Origin of the sequence: Streptomyces sp. NPDC102437, assembly GCF_044765565.1 — a bacterium.
In the GTDB taxonomy this organism is placed as follows: Bacteria; Actinomycetota; Actinomycetes; order Streptomycetales; family Streptomycetaceae; genus Streptomyces.
On the sequence record NZ_JBIWKI010000001.1, the window covers coordinates 67,309 to 89,141 of the forward strand.

The following is a 21,833-nucleotide window of genomic DNA, read 5'->3' on the forward strand; positions in this document are numbered from 1 at the left end:
GGCTTTCGAGGGGAACGTAGCAGCGGTTGCCGGGAGTGGGAAGAAGTTACGCAGGAATCCACTACAACTTTCTCCACACCGAGGACAAAGCCGGTCGGTGAAGTCACCGCCCCGCCGGCCGACCGGCCGTGTCAGCGCAGGATTCCGGCCTGCCGGGCGGCCCGCAGCCAGGACGGGAACTCCGACAGGACCCGGTCGTACAGCTCCTGGTCGGAAATCCGCTCGATGTCGTCGACGGCGAAGAAGCCGACGTTGTCGACCCGGCGGCCGGGCATGGTGTCGAACCGTTCCAGCACACCGTACCGAGAGCTGCCTAGCCCGACGAACTGCCAGAAAACCGGCTCCTCGGCGGCCGCCCGCAGCTCCTGCTCGATCTCCCGGTTGCGGTGGACACCGCCGTCCGAGAAGAACAGGACCAGCGTCGGGTCGGGCACCGGACGGTCCCGCACGAAGGCCCGCACCTCGGCGATGACCTTCTGTTCCTCGTTCTGGATGCCGACCGTACGCATGTCGACCTGACCGGGCACCAGTCCCCTGGGCGGCTTCCTGCGGCCGAAGCCGAAGGTCTGGCCCACGCGTACGTGCAGCCCGAGCCACTCGGGCAGGTCACCCACGGCGAGGTCGGGGAGGCGGGCGGGGTTGGTGGCGAACGTCCACGCCTGCATCCGACCGTCGTCGTCGAGCTGCGCCGCGACCGCCACCATCCGCTCGGCGACACCCGCCACCGTGCCCCGCCGGTAGAGACCGCCCATCGAACCCGATGCGTCGAGGACCAGGACGACGCGTGCCCGCAGCTGCGGTACGCCGTGTTTGCTCAGGCTGACCAGCACCTGTTGCTTGCGCAGCGACAGGCGCTTGCGCATGTCCACCGGCAGCCGCTCCTCGTCCTTGGTGAGCCGGGGGCCGGGCCCGCCGCCCCCGGTGCGCTCCGGCGCGGGCCACGAAGGCGGTGCGGGAGGCGGGAACAGCGGGGCGGGGGCGGGGGCCGGAGTCGACGCGGGGTGCGGGCCGGGCCCGGCCGCGGGCGGTTCCTCGTCGACGCCGATCCCGAAGTCGGTCGCCAGTCCGGCCAGTCCGTCGGCGTACCCCTGGCCGATCGCGCGGAACTTCCAGCCGCCGTCACGGCGGTAGAGCTCGCCGCCGACCAACGCGGTCTCCGTGCCGGCGGCGATGTCGAAGCGTGCCAGCTCGGCGCCGGACGCCGCGTCGAGCAGCCGCAGACACAGCCCCGGCACCTGACCGAACGTCCCGCCGTCGGCGGAGGCGCAGAGTGCGACACGTTCGACGTCCGGCCCCAGCGCGCCCAGCCGGACGTCCAGCGATTCGCTGCCGGTCCGTTTGCCGAGGTGGCTCACGGCGCCCGACGGGTGCTGCGGCTGGTTGTAGAAGACGAAGTCGTCATCGGACCGCACCCGTCCGCCGCGTGTCAGCAGCAGGGCGGAAGCATCCACGTCCGGGACTCCGGGCCCCGCCGACCAGTCGAGTGCGGCCCTGACGGCGGCGGCTGCGACCGGCACGTTGGCGCCTTTGCTCAGTATCGTCACACCGGTAAGTGTGCCTGCAGCCCCGCACACACGGCCCGAGCGGGACAGCCCTCAGCTCTTGTCGCGCTGGCGGTACGCCGCGCGCGTGTGTTCCGTGTGGGAGCGCATGATCTGCGTGGCCCGCTGTCCGTCGCGCGAGGAGATCGCCTCGATGAGCGAGCGGTGCTCGATCCAGGTCTGGGTGCCGCCCCGGCGGGCCACCGTGGTGCGGTACCAGCGGACGCGGCGGCCCACCTGACCCGCGAGCTCGGCCAGGACGACGTTGCCCGCCAGCTCCATGACCTTGGCGTGGAAGGCCGCGTCGGTGGCGACCGCCAGGTCCACGTCGCCGTCGGCGACTGCCTGCTCGCCCTTGGCGCAGAGCTCCTCCAGGGCCGCGATGCCGGCCGCGTCGGAGTCGGCCGCGGCGAGGCGTGCGGCCTCGGCCTCCAGAAGGGTGCGGACCGAGAGCAGCTGGTCCGCCTCCTCCTCCGTGGGTTCGTGCACGAACGCGCCCTGGGCGGGCCGGAGATCGACCCAGCCCTCCGTGTTCAGCCGCTGCAACGCCTCGCGCACCGGCTGGCGGGACACCCCGAGTTGGCCTGCCAACTCGCTCTCGACCAGGTGCTGGCCGGGGCGGAGCGCCCGCGTCGTCATGAGTTCGAGCAGCGCCTCATACACGCGTTCACGCAATGGACCGGGCCGTTCCAGCTTCGGCACAGCCCCTTGCGGCAGTCCTGCGGACAACATCCCGGTCCCCCTACAGCCGACAAGCACCCATTGCATATCGTCTACAGTCTACCGAGCGCAAAGCCCCTCAGGGACAGCGGATCACCTGACCCGCGTACGAGAGATTCCCGCCGAAGCCGAAGAGCAGAACCGGCGCGCCGCTCTCGACCTCGCCGCGTTCCACCAGCTTGGACAGCGCCATCGGGATCGAGGCCGCGGACGTGTTGCCGGAATCCACCACGTCCCTGGCGATGACCGCGTTGACCGCGCCGATCTTCCTGGCGACCGGTTCGATGATCCTCAGGTTGGCCTGGTGCAGCACCACCGCCCCCAGCTCCTCGGGCGCCACACCGGCCTTCTCGCACACCTTGCGGGCGATCGGCGGCAGCTGCGTGGTGGCCCAGCGGTAGACGGACTGCCCTTCCTGGGCGAATCTCGGCGGCGTCCCCTCGATCCGTACCGCGTTCCCCATCTCCGGCACCGAACCCCACAGCACGGCCCCGATCCCGGGCCGGCCCGCGTCCGGCTCCGCGACGACGACCGCCGCACCGGCACCGTCGCCGAGCAGGACGCAGGTGCTGCGGTCGGTCCAGTCGGCGATGTCCGCCATCTTGTCGGCGCCGATGACCAGGACGCGTTCGGCGGCCCCGGCCCGGATCGCGTGGTCGGCGGTGGCGAGGGCATGGGTGAAGCCGGAGCAGACCACGTTGATGTCCATCACCGCGGGCGAGCCCATCCCGAGCCGGGCGGCGACGCGCGCCGACATGCTCGGCGAGCGGTCGATCGCGGTCGAGGTGGCGACCAGGACCAGATCGACCTCGGCCGGCTGGAGCCCCGCCGCGGCCAGCGCCTTGGCCCCCGCGTGCGCGGCCATCTCGTCCACCGGCTCGTCCGGTCCACCGACGTGGCGGGTCTTGATGCCGACGCGACTGGTGATCCACTCGTCGCTGGTGTCGACCAGGGCCGCCAGATCGTCGTTGGTGAGCACCTTGGCGGGCTGATAGTGGCCGAGCGCCACGACACGTGAGCCGGTCATGTACGGGGTCCCCTCGCTACGTATGGCAGGAACCATCCAGTCTTGGTCGCTACCGCTCGGTACACGTGCACGTGTTCCCACAGGAATAGGGCCCGGCCGTTGGAGAGTTGACAACAGCCCCGATCCCCCGGAAGGAATATTGCAGACAATATTCTGTCGACCGGCAGTTTCGGGCAGTGACCACCGCTCTCTGCGCACGCTGCGGCACCGGCTGCGATGTCACACTCCATGTACAGGACAGCAGAAACAGCAAGAACAAGTCCGGTTCGGCTTCCAACCCGTCCCGGCTTCCACCACTTACAGAATCGGGTTTCAACCGCCATGGGACGGGTCACCGAGCGTCGCCGCACCATCCACATCCGGGACGGGGCCGTCTCCACCCGCCCCGACACCCTCGTCGCCGAGGAGCCCCTGGAGATCCGTCTGAACGGAAGGCCGCTCGCCATCACGATGCGCACGCCGGGCGACGACTTCGCGCTGGCGGCGGGGTTCCTGGTGAGCGAGGGCGTCATCGGTGACGGCTCCGAGGTGCAGTCGATCGTCTACTGCGCCGGAGCGACGGCTGACGGCGTCAACACGTACAACGTGGTGGACGTGAAGCTCGCCCCCGGCGTCGCGGTCCCCGACATCACGCTCGAACGCAATGTCTACACCACCTCGTCCTGCGGGCTCTGCGGCAAGGCGAGTCTCGACGCGGTACGCACCACGACCCGGCACCCGGTCGCCGACACTCCCCCGCTCCGGGTCGAACCCGGGCTGCTCTCCGCCCTCCCCGACCGGCTGCGCGCCGCCCAGCGGGTCTTCGACCGGACCGGGGGGCTGCACGCGGCGGCGCTGTTCTCCGAGACGGGCGAACTGCTCGACATCCGGGAGGACGTCGGCCGGCACAACGCGGTCGACAAACTGGTCGGCCGGGCCCTGACCGACCACCGGCTGCCGCTGTCCCGGGCGATTCTGCTGGTGTCGGGGCGGGCCTCGTTCGAGCTGGCCCAGAAGGCGGTGATGGCCGGGATCCCGGTGCTCGCGGCGGTCTCGGCGCCGTCGTCCCTCGCCGTCGACCTGGCGGCCGAGACCGGACTGACCCTGGTCGGCTTCCTGCGGGGTCCGTCGATGAATGTGTACGCGGGTGAGCACCGCATCGCCCTGGAGGCGGCAGTGGGCCAGGACTGAGGCGACCGGCCCGCCCGGCGGAGCGCCCCCGGGCGGGCCGCGCCGTCAGCTCGCGACGGCGGGCCGGGGCGACACCGGTCCGCTCACCAGCTGTTCCTCCCGCGCATCGCGCGAGCGGCGCTTGGCGATCACCGCGCACACCATCAGCTGCATCTGGTGGAAGAGCATCAGCGGCAGCACGGCGAGGGATGCCTGCGCCCCGAAGAGCACGCTCGCCATCGGCAGTCCCGAAGCCAGGCTCTTCTTCGAACCCGCGAACTGGATGGCGATCCGGTCCTCCCGGTCGAAGCCGAGCCGCTTCGCCCCGTGCCAGGTCAGCGCGAGCATCAGTGCGAGCAGCAGCACCTCGGCGCCGAGCAGCGCCCCGAGCCGGGCCGGGGTGACCTGGTGCCAGATGCCCGCGACCATGCCCTCGCTGAAGGCCGTGTAGACGACGAGCAGGATCGAGCCGCGGTCGACATAGCCGAGGACCTTCTTGTGGCGGGTGATGAAGCCGCCGGTCCAGCGGCGCAGCAGTTGCCCGGCGACGAACGGCAGCATTAGCTGGACCCCGATCCTCAGCAGCGCGTCCACCGAGAATCCGCCGCCGTCGTTGCCGAGCAGGGCGGCCGCGAGCAGCGGGGTGAGGAAGATCCCGGCGATCGAGGAGAAGGAGCCCGCGCAGATCGCCGCGGGCACGTTGCCCCGGGCGATCGAGGTGAAGGCGATCGACGACTGGATGGTCGACGGGACCAGGCAGAGGAAGAGGAAGCCACTGTGGAGCTGCGGCGTCAGGACGTACGGAACGAGCCCCCGTCCCGCCAGTCCGAGCAGCGGGAACGCCACGAAGGTGCAGATCAGCACCGTGAGATGGAGTCGCCAGTGCTTCAGTCCGTCGAGTGCCTCGGCCGTGGAGAGCCGGGCGCCGTACAGGAAGAAGAGGAAGGCGACCGCTCCGGTCGAGGCACCGCCGGCCACGTCGGCGGCGGTCCCCGACGCGGGCAGTATCGCCGCGAGCACGACGGTGCCGATCAGCGCCAGGATGTACGGGTCGAGCGGCAGCCAGGACGGCAGCTTCAGGGTGCGGCGGCTCATGTGCTCCACATGTTCTCTTGGTTCTGGTCGTGCCCGCTCCATACTGCTCCCGATCGCGGCGATCGGGAATCCCGCACACCGCTCTCACTGTCATCACGTTGCGCGATAGCCTGCTGCCATGTACGAACCGGCACAGCTCCGTACCTTTCTCGCCGTCGCCCAGACGCTGAGCTTCACCCGGGCCGCCCGCCGGCTGGGGGTCCGGCAGTCCACGGTGAGCCAGCACGTGCGGCGCCTGGAGGATGCGGCGGGTCGGCAGTTGTTCACCCGGGACACCCACCGGGTCGACCTCACCGTGGACGGCGAGGCGATGCTCGGCTTCGCCCGGACGATATTGGAGGCCCATGAGCGGGCCGCGGCGTTCTTCACCGGCACCCGGCTGCGGGGGCGGCTTCGGTTCGGAGCCTCCGAGGACTTCGTGCAGACCCGGCTGCCGGAGATCCTGGAGTCGTTCCGCCGCGACCACCCGGAGGTCGAGCTGGAGCTGACGGTGGAGCTCTCCGGGACGCTGCATCGGCGGCTCGCGGCCGGCCGGCTCGATCTGGTGCTCGCCAAGCGGCGCGCGGGTGACACGCACGGCGAACTGGTCTGGCAGGACGCGCTGACCTGGATCGGCGCACCGCAGCTGCGGATCGACCCGGATCGTCCGGTTCCGCTGATCCTCTTCCCGCCGCCGGGCATCACCCGGGCCCGCGCCCTGGAGGTGCTGGAGGAGCACGGCCGGTCCTGGCGGATCGCCTGCACGAGCACCAGCCTGAGCGGGCTGATCGCGGCGGCCCACGCGGGGTTGGGCGTGATGGCCCACAGCCGGGGGCTGGTCCCGCCGGGCCTTGCGCAGGTGCCGGCCAGGGCGGGTCTGCCGGAGCTGGGCAAAGTGGACTTCGTCCTGTCGCACGGCCGCCGCAGCGAGGGGGCGCACGAGGCCGCGGACGCCCTGGCGGCGGCGATCCTGGCAGGCGGCGACCGGCTGATCCGCGGCGTGGGCACGATCGGTTCGGTCAGCGGCCGGGAGAGCGCATGACCGCCTGCGCGCACGGGAAGCAATGGACGGCAGAGGTCACGGAACCGACTCACCCGATTCGGGATGAATGAGGACAGAACACCGCGCATGCGTCCGGAACGGGAGTGGTAGCGGCGTACAGATTCGGTGGAGATTCCGGTGCCTGCCGCTCACCCTACGTGTCCGGCCACGCCCGAGCCTTGCCCATCTGGCCGGATTTCGGCGATTGACCTGTGCATATGCCAGGTTGTCCACTGGTTCGGGGCCCTCCCGCCGCGCCGCCCGGTGGGGTAGCGTCACGGCGCTGTGCGGAGCGCCACAAGGAGCAGGTCATTGCGCGAGTTCACTGTCCCACCCATGGCGGCCGCGCCCCTCGTGGGCGGCCTGGCCGATGTGGTGTTCGACCATGCCGAAGAGGACCCGGACCGGCTCGCGCTCGGTCGGAAAGACGCGAGCGGACAATGGCGGGATGTCACTGCTGCGGCATTCCGTGACGAGGTGCTGGCGCTGGCCAAGGGGCTGATCGCGCACGGCGTCAGGTTCGGCGACCGGGTGGCGCTGATGTCGCGTACGCGCTACGAGTGGACGCTCTTCGACCTCGCGCTGTGGACGGTCGGCGCCCAGTCCGTACCCGTCTATCCGACGTCCTCGGCCGAGCAGGTGCTGTGGATGCTGCACGACGCCGAGGTGTCGGCCGTCCTGGTCGAGCACGAGGACCACGCCATGACGATCGCCTCGGTGATCGACCGGCTGCCAGGACTCAAGCGGCTCTGGCAGCTGGACGCCGGCGCCGTGTCCGAGCTGGTCGACGCGGGGGCGGACGTCGAGGACGAGGTGGTGCACCGCCACCGCCGCGCGGTGACGCCCGATTCGGTGGCGACCGTGATCTACACCTCGGGAACGACGGGACACCCCAAGGGCTGTGTGCTCACGCACGCCAATTTCATGTTCGAGACGGACACCATGGTCGCCCGCTGGAAGTCGGTCTTCCGCTCCAGGCCGGGTGACGAGGCGGCGACGCTCCTCTTCCTGCCGCTGGCCCATGTCTTCGGCCGGATGGTCGAGGTCGCGGCGATCCGCGGCCGGGTGCGGCTGGGCCACCAGCCGGAGATGTCGGCCAGGGCACTGATGCCGGACCTGATGTCGTTCCGGCCGACGTTCCTCCTGGCGGTTCCGTACATCTTCGAGAAGGTGTTCAACGCCGCCCGGCGCAAGGCCGAGGCGGAGGGCCGGATCGGGGCGTTCGACAAGGCCGTGGACATCGCGGTGAAGTACGCGGAGGCGCTGGAGGCGCGGGCGTTCGGCAGCGGTCCGGGGCCGTCCGCCGGGCTGCGGATGCAGCACCAGTTCTTCGACAGGGTCGTGTACAGGAAGGTGCGCGACGCGATGGGCGGCCGGATACGGCACGCCATGTCCGGCGGTTCGGGGATGGAGCGGCAGCTCGGCCTGTTCTTCGAGGGCGCCGGCGTCACGGTGTACGAGGGCTACGGGCTGACCGAGTCGACCGCCGCGGCCACGGCCAATCCGCCGGAGCGCACCAGGTACGGCACAGTCGGGCTGCCGATCCCGGGGACGACCGTGCACATCGCCGAGGACGGCGAGGTGTGGCTGCACGGCGGCAATGTGTTCGGGGGCTATCTCGGTGATCCGAAGGCCACCGACGCGGTGCTGCGCGAGGGCTGGCTGGCCACCGGGGATCTCGGCTCGCTCGACGAGGACGGCTATCTGACGATCACCGGGCGGAAGAAGGAGATCCTGGTGACGTCGGGCGGCAAGAGTGTGTCGCCGACCGGTCTGGAGGAGCGGGTGCGGGCGCATCCGCTGGTCTCGCAGTGCCTCGTGGTCGGCAACGACCGGCCGTACATCGCGGCCCTGGTCACGGTCGACCAGGAGGCGGTGGACCACTGGCTCACGATGCAGGGACGGGCGCCGCTGAAGCCGGAGGAGCTGGTGCGCGATCCGGATCTGGAGACGGAGGTCCGGCGGGCGGTGGTGGCCGCGAACACGGCGGTCTCGCAGGCCGAGTCGATCCGTACGTTCCGGATCCTGGCGCACCCCTTCAGCGAGGAGCACGGTCTGCTCACCCCGTCGCTGAAGCTGAAGCGCCGGGCGATCGAGACGGCGTACGCGGCGGAGGTCGCCGCGCTGTACCGCTGAGACCCGGCGGGCCTCGGCGGTACAGCGCGTACGGCGCCCCGTGCTACGTGATCGAGACGCGGAACAGCTTGTCCGATCCGTCAGGTTCGTTCCCCTTGTTGTCACAGTTGGTGGTGGAGAGCCAGAGCTGGTCCTGGCCGGGCACCTCGGTGACGGTGCGCAGCCTGCCGTATGTACCGACGTAGTACGCGCTCGGTGTGCCCAGCTCCTCGGTGTCACCGGTGATCGGCACCCGCCACAGCCGTTCGCCCTTCAGCGCGGCCATGTAGATGACGTTGCGGACGATGGCGATCCCGCTGGGCGAGGCCTCGGAGATGTTCCAGGTCTTCTTCGGGTTGGTCATGCCGGTGGTGGTGCAGGTGCCCTCGCAGACGGGCCAGCCGTAGTTCTTGCCCGGCTTGATCAGGTTGAGCTCGTCCTTCTTGCTGTCGCCGAACTCCGCCTCCCACAGACGGCCGTTGCGGTCGAAGGCGAGGCCCTGCGGATTGCGGTGTCCGTAGCTGTAGACGTAGTTGCCGAACGGGTTGCCGGGGGCGGCCTTGCCGTCCGTCGTCATCCGCAGGATCTTGCCGTTCAGCGAGTTCTTGTCCTGGGCCAGGTCGGGTGTCTGTGCCTCACCGGTCGACGCGTACAGATAGCCGTCGGGGCCGAAGGCGAGCCGTCCGCCGTTGTGGTACCTGCTCTTCTTGATCCCCTGGAGCAGGACCTTGTAGCCGCTGAGCGAGGTGCCGTCGTAGGTCATCCGGGCGACGCGGTTGCCCTCGGAGGCGGTGTGCATGAAGTACACATAGTGGTTGGCGGACCACTTCGGGTCGACGGCGACGCCGAGCAGTCCGCCCTCGCCGTCGGTGGTGACCGCCTCGGGCACGGTGCCGACCTGGGTCCGGGTGCCGCCGGGAGTGGCCTTGAAGACCTTGAAGCTGTCCCGCTCGGTCACCAGCGCGGTCTTGCCGTCGGGCATCCAGTGGATGCCCCAGGGGACGGACCAGCCGCTGGAGACGGTGGTGATGCCGGAGGGCACCCCGCCGTCGGTGGTGCAGGCCGGGGTGGTGAAGGCGACCGTGTTGCTCGGCGGTGAGGCGTTGCCCGCCGCGTCCTTGGCGACGACGTCCAGGCTGTACGGGCTGGCGCAGGCGAGCCCGGTGAGCGTGGTCGTGGTGGCCGGCGGTGCGCCGGTCACGGTCTTGTAGACGGTGCTGCCGCTGCGTACCTCGTAGGCGGTGACGGCCTTGTCGTCCGTCGACGCCCCCCAGCTCAGGGCGACGCTGTGCACGGTGAGGCCCGAGGCGGACAGGGTGCCCGGTGCCGAGGGTGCGGTGGTGTCGTCGCTCTTCGGAGTGGTGCAGTCCACGACGGGGCTGACCGAGGACACGTTGCCGGCCGCGTCACGCGCGAACAGTGTGAGGTTGTACGTGGTGTCGGCGCTGAGCCCGGTCAGGTTCTTCGTGGTGGCGGTGCCCGGTGCCTCGCCGAACTTGTTGCCGTGTTCGTAGATGTCGTACGCAACGACACCCACGTCGTCCGTGGCGGCTCCCCAGCTGAGGGTGAGGCTGTTCTCGGTGATCTCCGAGCAGCTGGGCGCCGTGGGTGCGGTGGGTGCCTCGGTGTCCGACGAGGTGACCGTGACGTCCAGGTAGTCGAGGTTGGGCAGTCCGTTGGCGGTCGTGGACGTCAGCCGGATCTTGTTGCTTCCTGCCTTGAGGGGGGTGGTCAGGGTGGAGGTGGCCCAGGTGTTCCAGTCGGTGGTGGCGTTGAAAGCGCGGGCCGCCGAGACGACCGTGCCGCCCACGGCGACATCGGCGGGCCGGGCGTCCGCGGTGCCGTTGGAGTAGCGGACGGCGATCTTGCCGGTGCCGGCGGAGGCCGCGGTGACGGTGAACTCCACATAGCTGCCGACGACGTTGTCGCCATTGACGAATCCGGTGCCCGAGTAGCCGGAGTGGTTGGACTCGGCGGCGCCCTCGACGATCGTCGCGGACTCCGCCTCATACCGGGTGGCGGCCGCGGCGGCCTGCTGCGGGACCGCCTGCACCAGAGCGGTGCAGAGCAGTACGGCCGTGAGGGCGGCCGCTGTTCGTCGTGACGTGGTGAGCGTCGCTAGCTGCATCGGAACCTCCTTACGGGACCCAGTAGTTGCCGGATGCGACGATCATCGACTGGAGCTGGACGCTGCCGCCGTAGTAGAGATCCGGGTCGATCGAGGTGGCGGCGAGCTTGTTCCAGAGCACGTCGAGCCAGGCCTGGGAGCCGGAGTCGGTCAGCGCGGTCACGACGAACGGGGCGGTGAACGCCATGTCGTTGCCGCTGTCGAACACCGAACCGTTGAGGTGATAGCCGCTGGCGATCTTGTCCGGGTTCCCTCCCGTCTTGGCCTTGATCCAGGAGTTGAGCTTGCGGGCCGAGGCGAGCGAGACGCTGTCCCCGCTGGTGACGGCGTCGGCCCCGATGCGCCACGGATCGCGGCAGGCGTTCCAGGAGTAGTCGCCGTCGTTGGGGCCTTCCAGCACCTCGCCCGGTGCGGGCTTGGCGGTGGCGTTGGTGTTGACGACGAAATCGGCCAACAGACCTGTCGCGGAGGCGTACTTGGACTGCTGGGAGGTGATCAGGTTCTGGTGTGCGGTGCGCACGGTGTCCCAGGTGCTGTCACCGGTGGCGGCCTTGAATGCGCGGAAGTGGTCGATCATCCAGTCCGAGGAGCGGGTCATCCAGTAGTGGGACTCCCCCGAGTCCGACCAGTCACCGAGCAGCATCAGGTGCGTGGTCGGGTTGACCTCGCTCTTCTTGATGGCGTTGATGTGCTTGACCGCGAGGCCCTTGTAGTCGTAGGTGCCGGTGGATCCCCACTGCTTGTCGGCGAGGAGCAGCCCGTAGGCGACGTCGAGGTCCCCGTCGGTCGCCGAGTCGGAGCCGTCGACGCTCTCGCAGGCGGCGTTCTGTTCGGCGGCGAGGAGGTTGGTGTTGTTCACCGAGGGGTGCGCGAGCATGTACTTCACCATGCCGTCGAAGACGGTCCTCGCCTCCGGGTCGGCTCCCGCCATCGTCGCGGTGACGACCATCCCGTAGCCCTGGGCCTCGGCGACGTAGGGGTGGTCGGCGTCCGGCGCGATGACCTCGTACCAGCCGTTGCCGCAGTTCTTCTTCACGAACGCTGACTTCCAGGCGTTGTACGTCTTGACCACGGCCTGGTCGAGCGACGACTGCGTGCCCGATGGTTTCAGCATCCCCGTGGCATAGGGGAGTCGGTGGCTGCCGAAGGGCACCGCGGGGGCGTCGGCGGCAGTGGCCTTCGGGAGATGGCCCAGCAGGGGCAGGAGCAGGCAGCTGAGGCCTGTGAGGGCGGCGACCAAGCGGCGTGGGGGTGCGGCAGGGTGCACGGGTGATCCCTTCCCGTTCGGTGTTAGGAAAGGTTCCTAACCGACACTGCATAGGATTCCCTGCGGAGCTTTCTGTCAATGCCCCGCGTGGGCCCAAATCTCTTACGGGGCAGTCCGGTTGGACCGGGAGCGGGCGGGTCCTGCGGCAGGAACGGGCCGATCGGAGCAGCTGGTAGCCGCGCATGCGGGTGAGCAGGAGATGGGTGTCCCGCAAGGATCCCGAGGTGCCGCCGAGCGACCGGTAGATGCCCCATCTGGGCCGTACCCGGTCGGCGAGGAGCGTGTCGACGCCCAACTTCGACCTCGCCGCCTGGGCGGTGGCGGGGAGCTGGGCGGTGGCGGCGACAGCGCCGACGGCCGCGCCGATAAGGGCTCGCCTGGAAGGGTTCGTCACTTCGACCTCGCTCGGAGTCTTTCGTTCGGGATCTCGGAGTCGTCGCAGGCTCTCGGAAGTGCCGCAGGTTCTCGGAGGTGCCGCGTTCACAGGAGTGTCCGTTGTTCAGTGACGTGCTCAAGCGTTGCGTGCCGGCGGGTCCCCAATGGGCCGGACGGTAGAGGCCGGAGCGAGGGCGGGGCGCCGCAGGGGCGATGACGCGGGCCGCGGAAGTTCGGGCGGCGGGGGAATGCCTGGCGGCCCATGATCGTTGAGCAAGGGAGTACCAACCGACGACGTAAGGATCGACCGCACGTGAGCCAGGTCCCCTCCATCACTCTCAACAACGGCGTCGAGATGCCGCAGCTCGGTTTCGGTGTCTGGCAGGTGCCGGACGACGAGGCCACGAAGGCGGTCAGCACCGCCATCGAGGCCGGGTACCGGAGCATCGACACCGCCGCGATCTACGAGAACGAGCGGGGCACCGGACGGGCGATCGCGGCCTCCGGTGTCGCACGCGAAGAGCTGTTCGTCACCACGAAGCTGTGGAACAGCGAGCAGGGCTACGACTCGACCCTGCGCGCCTTCGACGCCTCGCTCGACAAGCTGGGGCTGGACTACGTGGATCTGTACCTGATCCATTGGCCGGTTCCGGCCAAGGACGCGTACGTCGACACGTACAAGGCGTTCGAGAAGATCCACGCCGACGGACGCGCCAAGGCCATCGGTGTCTCGAACTTCCTTCCCGAGCACCTTGAGCGGCTGCTCGGCGAGTCCTCCGTGGTCCCGGTGATCAACCAGATCGAGCTCCATCCGCAGCTCCAGCAGGCCGAGTCGCGCGCCTTCCACGCCAAGCACGCCATCGCGACCGAGGCATGGTCGCCGCTGGGCCAGGGCAAGGGCCTCCTGGAGGTCCCGACGGTCGTCGCGATCGCCCGCAAGCACGAGCGCACACCCGCCCAGGTGGTGCTCCGCTGGCACATCCAGACCGGCAATGTGGTGATCCCGAAGTCCGTGACGCCGTCCCGGATCGCGGAGAACCTCGATGTGTTCGGCTTCGAGCTGGACGCCGACGACCTGGCCGCGTTCGCCGCACTGGACGAGGGCAAGCGCCTCGGTCCGAACCCCGGCGAGTTCAACGTCGCCTGAACCACCGGCGAAACGGACCGCCGCCCGGCAGCCGAGCCGGGCGGCGGCCCGCCACTGGACAGCCCTGGGACCGAAGGGACCGGAACATGAGCAGGGACACCGCGCCCGCCGTCGCGGCGGGCCGCTACCTGCTGCGCAATTTGGCCAGCGGGCTGCTGCTGGAGGTGCGCGGCTCCGCCAAGAGCGGTGGCGCCCCGGTCCAGCAGGGCTCGGAGAGCGGTTCGGCGGCCCAGCAGTGGCAGCTCTCGCCCGTGCACGAGGGCGCCGCGCTCCACTATCTGGTCAATGTCCACAGCGGAAAGCGTCTGGACGTCGCCAACGCCTCCACCGAGAACGGCGCCGTGATCCAGCAGTGGCGGGCCAACAACTACGGCGCCCAGGAATGGCTGATCGAGCGGCATCTGGAGGCGCCGGGGGTGGTGACCCTGGTCAGCTTCATCAGCGGGCTCGTCCTCGAAGTGGCCGACGGCAGCAAGGCCGACGGCGCTCGTGTCCAGCAGTGGGAGGACACCGACTCCCCCGGCCAGTGGTGGCGGTTGGAGCCGGTGCGGGACGCCACCGGCGCCTAGGCCGGATACAGGCCCGCACGGGGACGTGTGCGGCTGTGCGTAGTGCGGACCGCCGTTCCGACGGCCCTTCGGGGCCGTCCCGCCCCGGGCCGTCACTCGCCTGGGTCAAGACGACCCGCCGACCCCCTGGCGGCTGGGACATGGGCGGCGTCTGCCGCGCCGACGCCACGTTCTGCCGCCCGGTCGCCGGGCCCTGCCGAGGGGCCGTACCGGTCGGCTGGCAGAGCCTCGCCGTCCGGCTTTAATATGGCCTGGCAGGTGGTCGAACCTGTGGTGGTCGTTCAGGTGAGGCTACCCGACCGGGTCGCCCCGGTCGGATAGCCTGAATGGAGCCCCGGCCCGATTACGGCGGGCCGGGGTTCTACGTCACCTGAGTGACTCGGTTTTACCAGTCCTTGCCACCGCGGTCGTCGTCGTAGTGACGCTCGATCACGCGGAAGCTGCCCACGACACCGTTCTTGACCCACACGCCGCCCTCGACGTGGCCCGGGTGCACCCCGTTGCTGTCGCTGTGCGGTCCGACGGTGGCGATGGGGGCGCCGTTGTCGCAGGTGACCCCACGGAAGACCTCGACGGTGTGGCGGCTGTCGTTGCGGATGTTGAGCGTCTTGGAGCCGAGGCCGCTGACCACGGTCACGCAGCCGCCGCGCTCGTCACTGTACGTCCGCTCGTTGATGTGGATGCGGCCCTCGTAGTGGTCCCGGCCCCCACCGTAGCCGCCGCCACCTCGCTCGTTGCCGCCGCGCTCGTTGCCACCCTTGCCCTCGTTGCCCTTGCCGACGTCGCCGCCGCCGAGAGCCGAAACGGGAGCAGCCTGCTGGACGGCCGGGGCAGCCGCCTGAGCCGGCTCGGAGGTGGCAGCCGAAGCGTAGGTGATGCCGGTGGCGGCCAGGGCCGCGGCGGCCGCGACGGCCGCCGTAACGATCGTGGAACGCGTAATCATTTCGCTTCTCCTGTCTCAGAGAGACCGACCGATGCGGTCGATCTGCGGATGAAATTACTGACGATCCGAATACGTGTCATTTCAGACACGTCGAAGGTCGACGCCCGAGCGCCAGTCGGGTTACACGAAATACGCGAAATGCGATTTTCACATCATTAGATGAGTTCCAACTGCCCCTGTTCGCAGCTGGGTTGACTTGCCATTAGGCCGCACAGGGGACTTTCTGATGCCCACTCACCCTGGCGGCAGTGTGTCTTGCCTTGACACGGGCCGGGCAAGGCACTGGTGCCGCTAAAGTCCAGGTCAGCCGTCCAGCCAGCGCCTGAGGTCCTCGGTGTGCTCACCGACACGCGGCGGCCGCCGTTCGTAGCGCGGCGGGGTACGGGACAGTCCGATGGGGTTGGCCACCAGGCGCATGGGGTCGTCGGGGTCCGCGTCGGCCGGTGTGACCCGCGGCGACAGGCCCAGGCGCTCGGCGAGATCGAAGGCGCCCGCGAGGTCGTTGACCGGGCCGCAGGGCACCCCGAGCGGGGTGAGCAGGGCGAACCACTCTGCCGCGGAGCGCGCGGCGAGCCGCCTGGACATCTCCCCGGCCAGCGCGTCGACGTGTGCCACCCGCTCCGTGTTCGAGACAAACCGTGGGTCGGTGGCCAGCTCCTCGGCGCCCAGGCCCCGGCACAGGGCCTGGAACTGCCGGTCGTTCCCGACTGCGACGACGAGCGGCCGGTCCGCCGCTTGGTAGACCTCGTACGGGGCGATGGACGGGTGACGGTTGCCGAGGATGCCCGGCACCTGACCGGCCAGGGTGTAGCCGCCCGCCTGGTTCACCATGCTCGACAGCAGCGAGGACAGCAGATCGACCTCGACATGCTGGCCCTCACCCGTCGCGTCACGGTGGCGCAGCGCCGCCATGACGCCCACGGCAGCGTGCAGTCCGGTGAGCACATCGACGAGCGCCACACCCGTCTTCACGGGCTGTCCCGGTGCGGGCCCGGTGACGCTCATCAGCCCGCCGACCGCTTGCAGCAGCAAGTCGTAGCCGGGCAGCCCGGCGCCTTCGCCGGATCCGAACCCGGTCACCGAGCAGTAGACGATGCCGGGGTTGAGCGCCTCGGCCTGCGCGTAGGAGAGTCCGTACTTGTCCATCGTGCCGGGACGGAAGTTCTCGAAGAGCACATCGGCCCGGCGCACCAGCGCATGGGCGTCGCGGCGCCCTTCCGGTGTGCCGAGATCGATGGCGAAGGACCGTTTGTTGCGGTTCACGGACAGGAAGTACGTCGACTCCCCATGGGCGTGGGGCGGTCCCCAGGCCCGGGTGTCGTCGCCCGCGACGGGACGCTCCACCTTGATGACGTCGGCGCCGAGGTCGGCGAGGAGCATCGTGGCGTACGGAGCGGCCAGCACCCGCCCGAAGTCGGCGACCACGACACCCGACAGGGGGCCGGGAACGGGCGTGCCCACCGGGCGACCGTCCGGAATGCGCGTCTGCGACGGGGCGGCCGACGGGGTCGCTCCGGCGTCCGGGGTGGCTGGGGTGTGCTGCATTCGGCTCCCTCTCGACAAGGCCTGTCACGCGCCGGGCCGCTGACGGCCGCGATCGCGAAGCCTCATCCTGGGCATGCCGCACACCCCGTGCCAGTGGACGAGATGTCCTGTCCGGACCCCGGGTACCACTCCAATCCGTCGATGGTCCGCGGGCCGGGGATCCGGTCGGCGTCAGCTCCGGCGGCCCAGGTGCACGGTCCGCGCCGAGAGCAGGAAGACATCGGGGCGCCGACGCAGTCCGGCCGGGTCCTCGGGGTCGAGCAGCCGGTCGAGTACGGCGATGTCCTCGGCCGAGAGGTCGCCCTCGAACATCTCGCGGCGACGGGTGAGTTCGGCGACGACATGGTCGCGGGCCCGGTCGGGGAGCGGTGCCGGAAGGTCGAGCAGGAAGCTGCGGGTGCCCTGCGGCTCCAGCCCCACGGCGGTGAACAGGGCGCTCCAGTCCTCGGTCTCCCGCTTGGTGCCGGGCAGTGCGGCCCGCATGTTCTCGAACCGCTCCGCGTTGATCGCTTCGAGCCTGGCCTCCAGACCGGGCCGTCCCATGCCGATGTCGCGCGGGAGGCGGCGGGGCTGCAGACCGCCCTCGGCCAGCGCGACCGTTCCGCCGGGGCGCAGCAGCGCGGCGAATCCGGCGAGGACCGCGCGCTGGTCTCCCATGTGGTGCAGGGCGTTGCCGACCCAGATGAGGTCCGCCTCGCCGAGCCCTTCGAGGCCGTCGGGGATGTCTGCGTGCCGGGTGCCGACCCGGTCATCGAGGCCGAGCCGTTCGGCGCGGGCGCGGGTGCGTTCCAGGAGTGCCGCGGTGCCGTCGACGGCGACGACCTCCGCCTCGGGGAACACCTCGGCGAGCAGGCAGGCGATGACGCCCGGTCCGCTGCCGATGTCGAGCACCCTGCGCACCTTGGGTGCAGTGGGAAGCCCGGCGATCCAGCGGGCGGCCTTTTCGTACTGCGGCCGGCTGATCTCGGCCTCCTGCTCCAGCATCGGCCCCATGACGTCCCAGTCGAGGTCGCTGTGGTCGTGGTGGTTTCCCTGCGGGGCGCCGTGGCGGTGGCCGTGAGCGGTGTGCTGGTGATCGCCGTGACCGGTGGACTGACTCGCGTGATCGGTGTGCTGACTCATGGGGACAGCCTCACCCCGGCCGAATCATCTGGCAAGTTTCGTTGCCAGTTCAGCAAGTCTTATGCATGACGCGTCATACCGCTCCCGCGCAGCACCTCATTCACGCGTAAAGCATCCGACGGGCAGCACGACCACCACTACCCGGACTTCCTCACCTTCGACCACCTCGGCGGGCCCACGGAGTTCCAGCGCCTCATCGCCACCATCCACGACGGCGGGCACTACGCGAGCGCGTACACCAACCCGACCTGGTGGCCCGCCGACAGCCGGGCGGTGGCGGAGCTCGGCGGCGTCGAGCGGGTCGGGATCCGCGACGGGCGCGGCAAGCTCGTCACCAAGACGCACACCGACAACCTCGGGTACCTCATCGGCGGCTGGCGGAAGGCGCCCCGGGCACTGATCCTCGACCAGCTCCGCACGTTCCGCGACACCTACGGACTGGACATGATGTTCCAGGACGAGATCGCGCGCCGGGAGTACGACTACGCGGCCGACTTCTGCGCGCCGCCGTACGCGTACTGCGAGGAGCTGGTGGAGCAGACCGCGCAGTGCGCCGCGATACTGCCGATCGGCACCGAGGGCGTCGGCGGGGACCGGCTCTTCCAGACCCTGGCGTCGAGCCTCGGCTTCTACCGGAACACCATGCAGGGCGACCCTGCCAACACGTACGACGGCCCCAACCGCGACGGCGTCCTCGTGCAGCAGTGGCCGCTGGGTACCGCCGTCATGCACGACAAGGTCGCGTTCTACCCGCACAACCTCGACCGCTGCGTCGACACCACCGAGAACCTGAGCTGGGCGCCGGCCTTCGGCCTCAATCTGCACCACCAGGCCCAGCACATGGAGCGGGACTTCGTGGCGGGGCGCGGATTCGAGCTGCTCAAGGGGCTGTCGCTGGTCGGCACGGTCCGCGCGGTCGTCACCCGTGACGGGATACCAGCGTACAGCGGCGTGCAGCTGGTCAAGTTCACCGACGGCTGACCAGGCGCGGACCAGGGTCTGTCCGTCGCCGTTTCGGACAGACCTCCACCGAGTGGACACCGGCATATTGCCGGTGGGCACCCTGGCCCATAACTTGCGTTTATGGAGCTGGAGTTGCGCCATCTGCGAACCGTACGTGCCATCGCCGACACCGGCAGCCTGACCAAGGCGGCCGCGACCCTCGGGCTCGCCCAGCCCGCGCTGAGCGCACAGTTGCGGAGGATCGAGAAGGCGCTCGGCGGCCCGCTCTTCGACCGGGACCATACCGGCGCCCGGCCCACGCTCCTGGGCGAGCTGGTGCTGGAACGCGCCCGGGTGGTGCTGCCCGCCGTGGCCGAACTCCAGGAGGAGGCCGTGCGGTTCGCCAATGCCTGGGGAACCATGGAGCGCTTCCGGCTGGGCGGCACGCACGGACCGCTGCTGGGCGGCCTGGTGGACCGGCTGGCCGCCGCGCACCCGGCCGCGCCCGTGTCGACGTACACCTCCTGGTCGGTCGGCGAGATCGCCTGCCAACTCATCGACGGCAGGCTCGACTTCGCGCTCATCGGGGCCTGCGGGGAGAGCCCGCCGCCGGCGCACGACCGGTTGACCTGGCAGGTCATCGGCATCGACCCGGTCTTCGTGATGCTGCCGGACACCCATCGGCTGGCCGATGAGCAGGAGCTCAGCCTCTCAGCCCTGGCCGACGAGTGCTGGGCGGACGTGCCGGGCGAGGGCTGCTTCGCCGACTGCTTCGTCAGCGCCTGTGCGCGGGCCGGGTTCAGTCCGGCCTCGGTGTACGAGACGGACACGGCGTCCGTCGTCCACCTCGTGCAGGTGGGCCGGGCGGTCGGGCTGTGCCGGGCGACGTTCCCGCCGACGCCCGGGGTGGTGACACGGCCGATCACCGGCTCGCCGCTCAGCTGGCGCCATCTGCTGGGCTGGCATCCTCGGTCGGCGGCGGCCGACGCGGCGGCGGGCGCGGTGAGCGGGTACACCCGGGCGGCGTACGCTCAGGCGGTGAAGCGCAGCGAGAGCTACACGCGCTGGATCACCGCGCACCCACGGTTCGGCGCGGCGATGTGACGGCGGGCCGGGCGCCGCACACCGCCGCGGCTATCGCACCCCGTGCCCGTCGGCGATCGCCGCCACCCGCGCGGCCAGCTTCAGATCGGACCCGGTGACCACACCGCCCGCATCGTGCGTGTTCACGGAGAGGGAGACGGTGTTGTAGCCGAGGGTCAGATCGGAGTGGTGGTTCATTTCGTCCTGGATCGCGGCGACGTGCGCGGTCAGCCCGAGGGCGGCGAAGTGGCTGTGGAGCCGGTAGGTGCAGGTGATCCGGTCCCCTTCCAGCGACCAGCCGGGCAGCTCACCCAGTCGGTCCTCGATCTCCTGCTGCGACAGCGGTGCGGCGGGCATACGGCGACTCCTCATCGACGATCGGTGCCGGTCGGCGGTGCCGGTGACGTTACGGTCTCGGTATGACGACTTTGGCGATTGACACGGGGGTAGGGCCGCTGCTGCGCAGTTGGCGGGAGCAGCGCCGGATCAGCCAACTGGAGCTGGCGCTCCGTGCCGATTCCTCGGCGCGGCACATCTCCTTCATCGAGACGGGCCGCTCCCGCCCCAGCGAGGAGATGATCCTGCGGCTGGCCGAGCATCTCGAAATCCCGGTCAGGGAGCGCAACACCCTTCTGCTGGTGGGCGGTTACGCACCCCGCTACGCACAGACCGCGTTCGACGACCCGGCGCTGGACGCGCTGCGCGAGGGGATGGACCGGCTGCTCCAGGCGTACGAACCGTATCCGGCGCTGATCGTCGGCGGTACGTACGACGTGGTGGCGGCCAATCGGGGTATGGCGATGCTGCTGGACCCGGTGGCCGAGCACCTGCTCGTACCACCGCTGAACGCCATGCGGCTCACCCTGCACCCGGAGGGTCTGGCGCCGCGCATCCGCAATCTGCGGGAATGGCGGGCCGATCTGCTGTCCCAGATGGAGCGTCAGATCGCCCTGGCCCGTTCGGCGCAGCTGCGTGAGCTGTACGAGGAGGTCGCGGGCTATCCGGTACCGGAGAGCACCGGCTCCACCGGCTCCGTGCCCGCTCCGTCGCTGCCCTTCGCGCTGCCGTTGCTGATCGAGCACGACGGCGAGGTGCTCTCCTTCGTCTGCTCCATCGCGACGTTCAACACACCGATGGACGTGACAGTGGCCGAGCTGGCGATCGAGACGTTCCTCCCCGCCGACCGGGCCACCGCCGACCACCTGCGCTCGTTCACTTCCTGACGACCGGAGCGGTCCACGGTGCCCCGGAGCGCGCCGGCGCGATCGCGGCGACGGTCACGCAGGCCAGGACGGCCACGGCGAGCAGCAGCGGAAGTCTCGGGTGTCCGTGCAGTACGGACGCGGCGCCGGCGACCGCGCCGAGCATCATCGCGGCGGCCGAGAGGACCCGCCGTCCGGCCCGGCTGCCGCCTCCGCCGGCGAACCGGCTGTCGGAGAGGATGCCGGTGATGGTCAGGGTCAGCACGGTCGTGGTGAGGTCGGGTACCGCCAATGCTCTGGAGACCGCGTTCTGCACGCCGAGTCCCAGGCCGAGCAGCGCGACGAGCGTGAAGCGGACCCCGCCGGTGAAGGGGTGGCCGGAGGCCACGGTGACGATCAGTGCGGCCAGGGCGCAGGCGGTCTCCACGACGAGCGCGTACAGCAGCATCCGGCCGCGGTGTGTCAGGGTGCGGTGCACGATCAGGCCGCCGAGCAGTGCCCCGACCGCGAACGCGGCGAGCGCGACGAGCGACGCGGCGAGCGAGAACCCCGGTGCTCCGGCGATGGCGAAGCCTGAGAAGACCACGTTCCCGGTCATGTTGGCCACGAACACCCGGCCCAGTTCCAGATAGCTGACGGCGTCGACCAGGCCGGTGACGACGGTCAGGGCGAGCATCAGGGGCGGCAGCGGTCCATGGCGGTCGTTCAGGTCCGGAACGACGGTGGACCATGCCTCACGCAGCAGGCCTGGCACGGACACGGACACACTCCGATCACGGGGGCGACTGCTCGGAATTCTCCGCCCCGGCCCCGTGGAACACCACGACCGGCGCAGGTGCGCC

Annotated in this window: 19 protein-coding genes and 1 pseudogene; 8 read left to right on the forward strand and 12 right to left on the reverse strand. The window is 70.1% G+C overall.

Features of this window, described 5'->3' with window-relative positions; all coding sequences use genetic code 11:
• Nucleotides 1–131 precede the first annotated feature (131 nt).
• The 3 genes from ACIRJP_RS00275 to ACIRJP_RS00285 form a co-directional block, all read right to left on the reverse strand.
• Nucleotides 132–1,544 carry a VWA domain-containing protein gene (locus tag ACIRJP_RS00275; protein ID WP_404166553.1) on the reverse strand — a complete coding sequence of 471 codons (1,413 nt, stop codon included), beginning with the start codon at nt 1,542–1,544 and terminating at the stop codon, nt 132–134.
• A gap of 51 nt (nt 1,545–1,595) precedes the next feature.
• A complete protein-coding gene (locus ACIRJP_RS00280) occupies nt 1,596–2,273 on the reverse strand; it encodes a GntR family transcriptional regulator (RefSeq protein ID WP_404166556.1) in 678 nt (225 codons plus the stop codon).
• A 67-nt stretch (nt 2,274–2,340) separates the two neighbouring features.
• Nucleotides 2,341–3,288: a beta-ketoacyl-ACP synthase III gene (locus ACIRJP_RS00285; protein ID WP_404166559.1), complete on the reverse strand. Its 948-nt coding sequence runs from the start codon at nt 3,286–3,288 to the stop codon at nt 2,341–2,343.
• A gap of 321 nt (nt 3,289–3,609) precedes the next feature.
• On the opposite strand from ACIRJP_RS00285, the gene fdhD reads away from it, so the two are divergent.
• Nucleotides 3,610–4,458: a formate dehydrogenase accessory sulfurtransferase FdhD gene (gene fdhD / locus ACIRJP_RS00290; RefSeq protein ID WP_404166562.1), complete on the forward strand. Its 849-nt coding sequence runs from the start codon at nt 3,610–3,612 to the stop codon at nt 4,456–4,458.
• 45 nt (nt 4,459–4,503) lie between these two features.
• On the opposite strand, the gene ACIRJP_RS00295 is transcribed toward fdhD, so the two are convergent.
• Nucleotides 4,504–5,532: a bile acid:sodium symporter family protein gene (locus tag ACIRJP_RS00295; RefSeq protein WP_404166565.1), complete on the reverse strand. Its 1,029-nt coding sequence runs from the start codon at nt 5,530–5,532 to the stop codon at nt 4,504–4,506.
• 118 nt (nt 5,533–5,650) lie between these two features.
• Between ACIRJP_RS00295 and ACIRJP_RS00300 the strand changes: the two genes are divergently transcribed.
• Nucleotides 5,651–6,553 (forward strand): LysR substrate-binding domain-containing protein, encoded by a 903-nt coding sequence (locus ACIRJP_RS00300; protein WP_404166568.1) that lies wholly within the window; start codon nt 5,651–5,653, stop codon nt 6,551–6,553.
• Nucleotides 6,554–6,889: 336 nt separating this feature from the next.
• Nucleotides 6,890–8,689, forward strand: coding sequence for an AMP-dependent synthetase/ligase (locus ACIRJP_RS00305; RefSeq protein WP_404166571.1), 1,800 nt, complete (start codon nt 6,890–6,892; stop codon nt 8,687–8,689).
• A 43-nt stretch (nt 8,690–8,732) separates the two neighbouring features.
• Here ACIRJP_RS00305 and ACIRJP_RS00310 read toward each other — a convergent pair whose 3' ends face one another.
• The 3 genes and pseudogenes from ACIRJP_RS00310 to ACIRJP_RS00320 form a co-directional block, all read right to left on the reverse strand.
• Nucleotides 8,733–10,796 (reverse strand): PQQ-dependent sugar dehydrogenase, encoded by a 2,064-nt coding sequence (locus ACIRJP_RS00310; RefSeq protein ID WP_404166574.1) that lies wholly within the window; start codon nt 10,794–10,796, stop codon nt 8,733–8,735.
• Between the two features lie 10 nt (nt 10,797–10,806).
• Nucleotides 10,807–12,063: a glycosyl hydrolase family 8 gene (locus tag ACIRJP_RS00315; RefSeq protein ID WP_404166577.1), complete on the reverse strand. Its 1,257-nt coding sequence runs from the start codon at nt 12,061–12,063 to the stop codon at nt 10,807–10,809.
• A gap of 163 nt (nt 12,064–12,226) precedes the next feature.
• A pseudogene (locus tag ACIRJP_RS00320) lies at nt 12,227–12,364 on the reverse strand (Tat pathway signal sequence domain protein); the annotation flags it as partial.
• Between the two features lie 387 nt (nt 12,365–12,751).
• On the opposite strand from ACIRJP_RS00320, the gene ACIRJP_RS00325 reads away from it, so the two are divergent.
• Together ACIRJP_RS00325 and ACIRJP_RS00330 are read left to right on the forward strand one after the other, a co-directional pair.
• A complete protein-coding gene (locus tag ACIRJP_RS00325) occupies nt 12,752–13,585 on the forward strand; it encodes an aldo/keto reductase (RefSeq protein ID WP_404166580.1) in 834 nt (277 codons plus the stop codon).
• 86 nt (nt 13,586–13,671) lie between these two features.
• Nucleotides 13,672–14,154: an RICIN domain-containing protein gene (locus tag ACIRJP_RS00330; protein ID WP_404166584.1), complete on the forward strand. Its 483-nt coding sequence runs from the start codon at nt 13,672–13,674 to the stop codon at nt 14,152–14,154.
• Nucleotides 14,155–14,539: 385 nt separating this feature from the next.
• On the opposite strand, the gene ACIRJP_RS00335 is transcribed toward ACIRJP_RS00330, so the two are convergent.
• From ACIRJP_RS00335 to ACIRJP_RS00345, 3 genes are all read right to left on the reverse strand, one after another.
• Complete coding sequence (locus ACIRJP_RS00335; RefSeq protein ID WP_404166587.1) at nt 14,540–15,097, reverse strand: hypothetical protein; 558 nt, start codon at nt 15,095–15,097, stop codon at nt 14,540–14,542.
• Between the two features lie 303 nt (nt 15,098–15,400).
• Nucleotides 15,401–16,642, reverse strand: coding sequence for a CaiB/BaiF CoA transferase family protein (locus tag ACIRJP_RS00340; protein ID WP_404166590.1), 1,242 nt, complete (start codon nt 16,640–16,642; stop codon nt 15,401–15,403).
• Between the two features lie 171 nt (nt 16,643–16,813).
• On the reverse strand, nt 16,814–17,764 hold the full coding sequence (locus tag ACIRJP_RS00345) for a class I SAM-dependent methyltransferase (RefSeq protein ID WP_404166593.1): 951 nt from the start codon (nt 17,762–17,764) through the stop codon (nt 16,814–16,816).
• A 273-nt stretch (nt 17,765–18,037) separates the two neighbouring features.
• Between ACIRJP_RS00345 and ACIRJP_RS00350 the strand changes: the two genes are divergently transcribed.
• Together ACIRJP_RS00350 and ACIRJP_RS00355 are read left to right on the forward strand one after the other, a co-directional pair.
• On the forward strand, nt 18,038–18,745 hold the full coding sequence (locus tag ACIRJP_RS00350; protein WP_404166595.1) for a hypothetical protein: 708 nt from the start codon (nt 18,038–18,040) through the stop codon (nt 18,743–18,745).
• Between the two features lie 102 nt (nt 18,746–18,847).
• Nucleotides 18,848–19,810 carry a LysR family transcriptional regulator gene (locus ACIRJP_RS00355; protein WP_404166598.1) on the forward strand — a complete coding sequence of 321 codons (963 nt, stop codon included), beginning with the start codon at nt 18,848–18,850 and terminating at the stop codon, nt 19,808–19,810.
• 30 nt (nt 19,811–19,840) lie between these two features.
• Here the strand turns inward: ACIRJP_RS00355 and ACIRJP_RS00360 are convergent, their stop codons facing one another.
• On the reverse strand, nt 19,841–20,146 hold the full coding sequence (locus tag ACIRJP_RS00360) for a 4a-hydroxytetrahydrobiopterin dehydratase (RefSeq protein WP_404166601.1): 306 nt from the start codon (nt 20,144–20,146) through the stop codon (nt 19,841–19,843).
• Nucleotides 20,147–20,208: 62 nt separating this feature from the next.
• Here ACIRJP_RS00360 and ACIRJP_RS00365 point away from each other — a divergent pair, with 62 nt between their 5' ends.
• On the forward strand, nt 20,209–21,012 hold the full coding sequence (locus ACIRJP_RS00365; protein WP_404166604.1) for a helix-turn-helix domain-containing protein: 804 nt from the start codon (nt 20,209–20,211) through the stop codon (nt 21,010–21,012).
• On the opposite strand, the gene ACIRJP_RS00370 is transcribed toward ACIRJP_RS00365, so the two are convergent.
• The gene (locus ACIRJP_RS00370) at nt 21,002–21,745 is read right to left on the reverse strand and encodes a DUF1275 family protein (protein ID WP_404167599.1); all 744 of its coding nucleotides are present in this window, start codon (nt 21,743–21,745) and stop codon (nt 21,002–21,004) included. The genes ACIRJP_RS00365 and ACIRJP_RS00370 overlap by 11 nt on opposite strands.
• Nucleotides 21,746–21,833 lie beyond the last annotated feature (88 nt).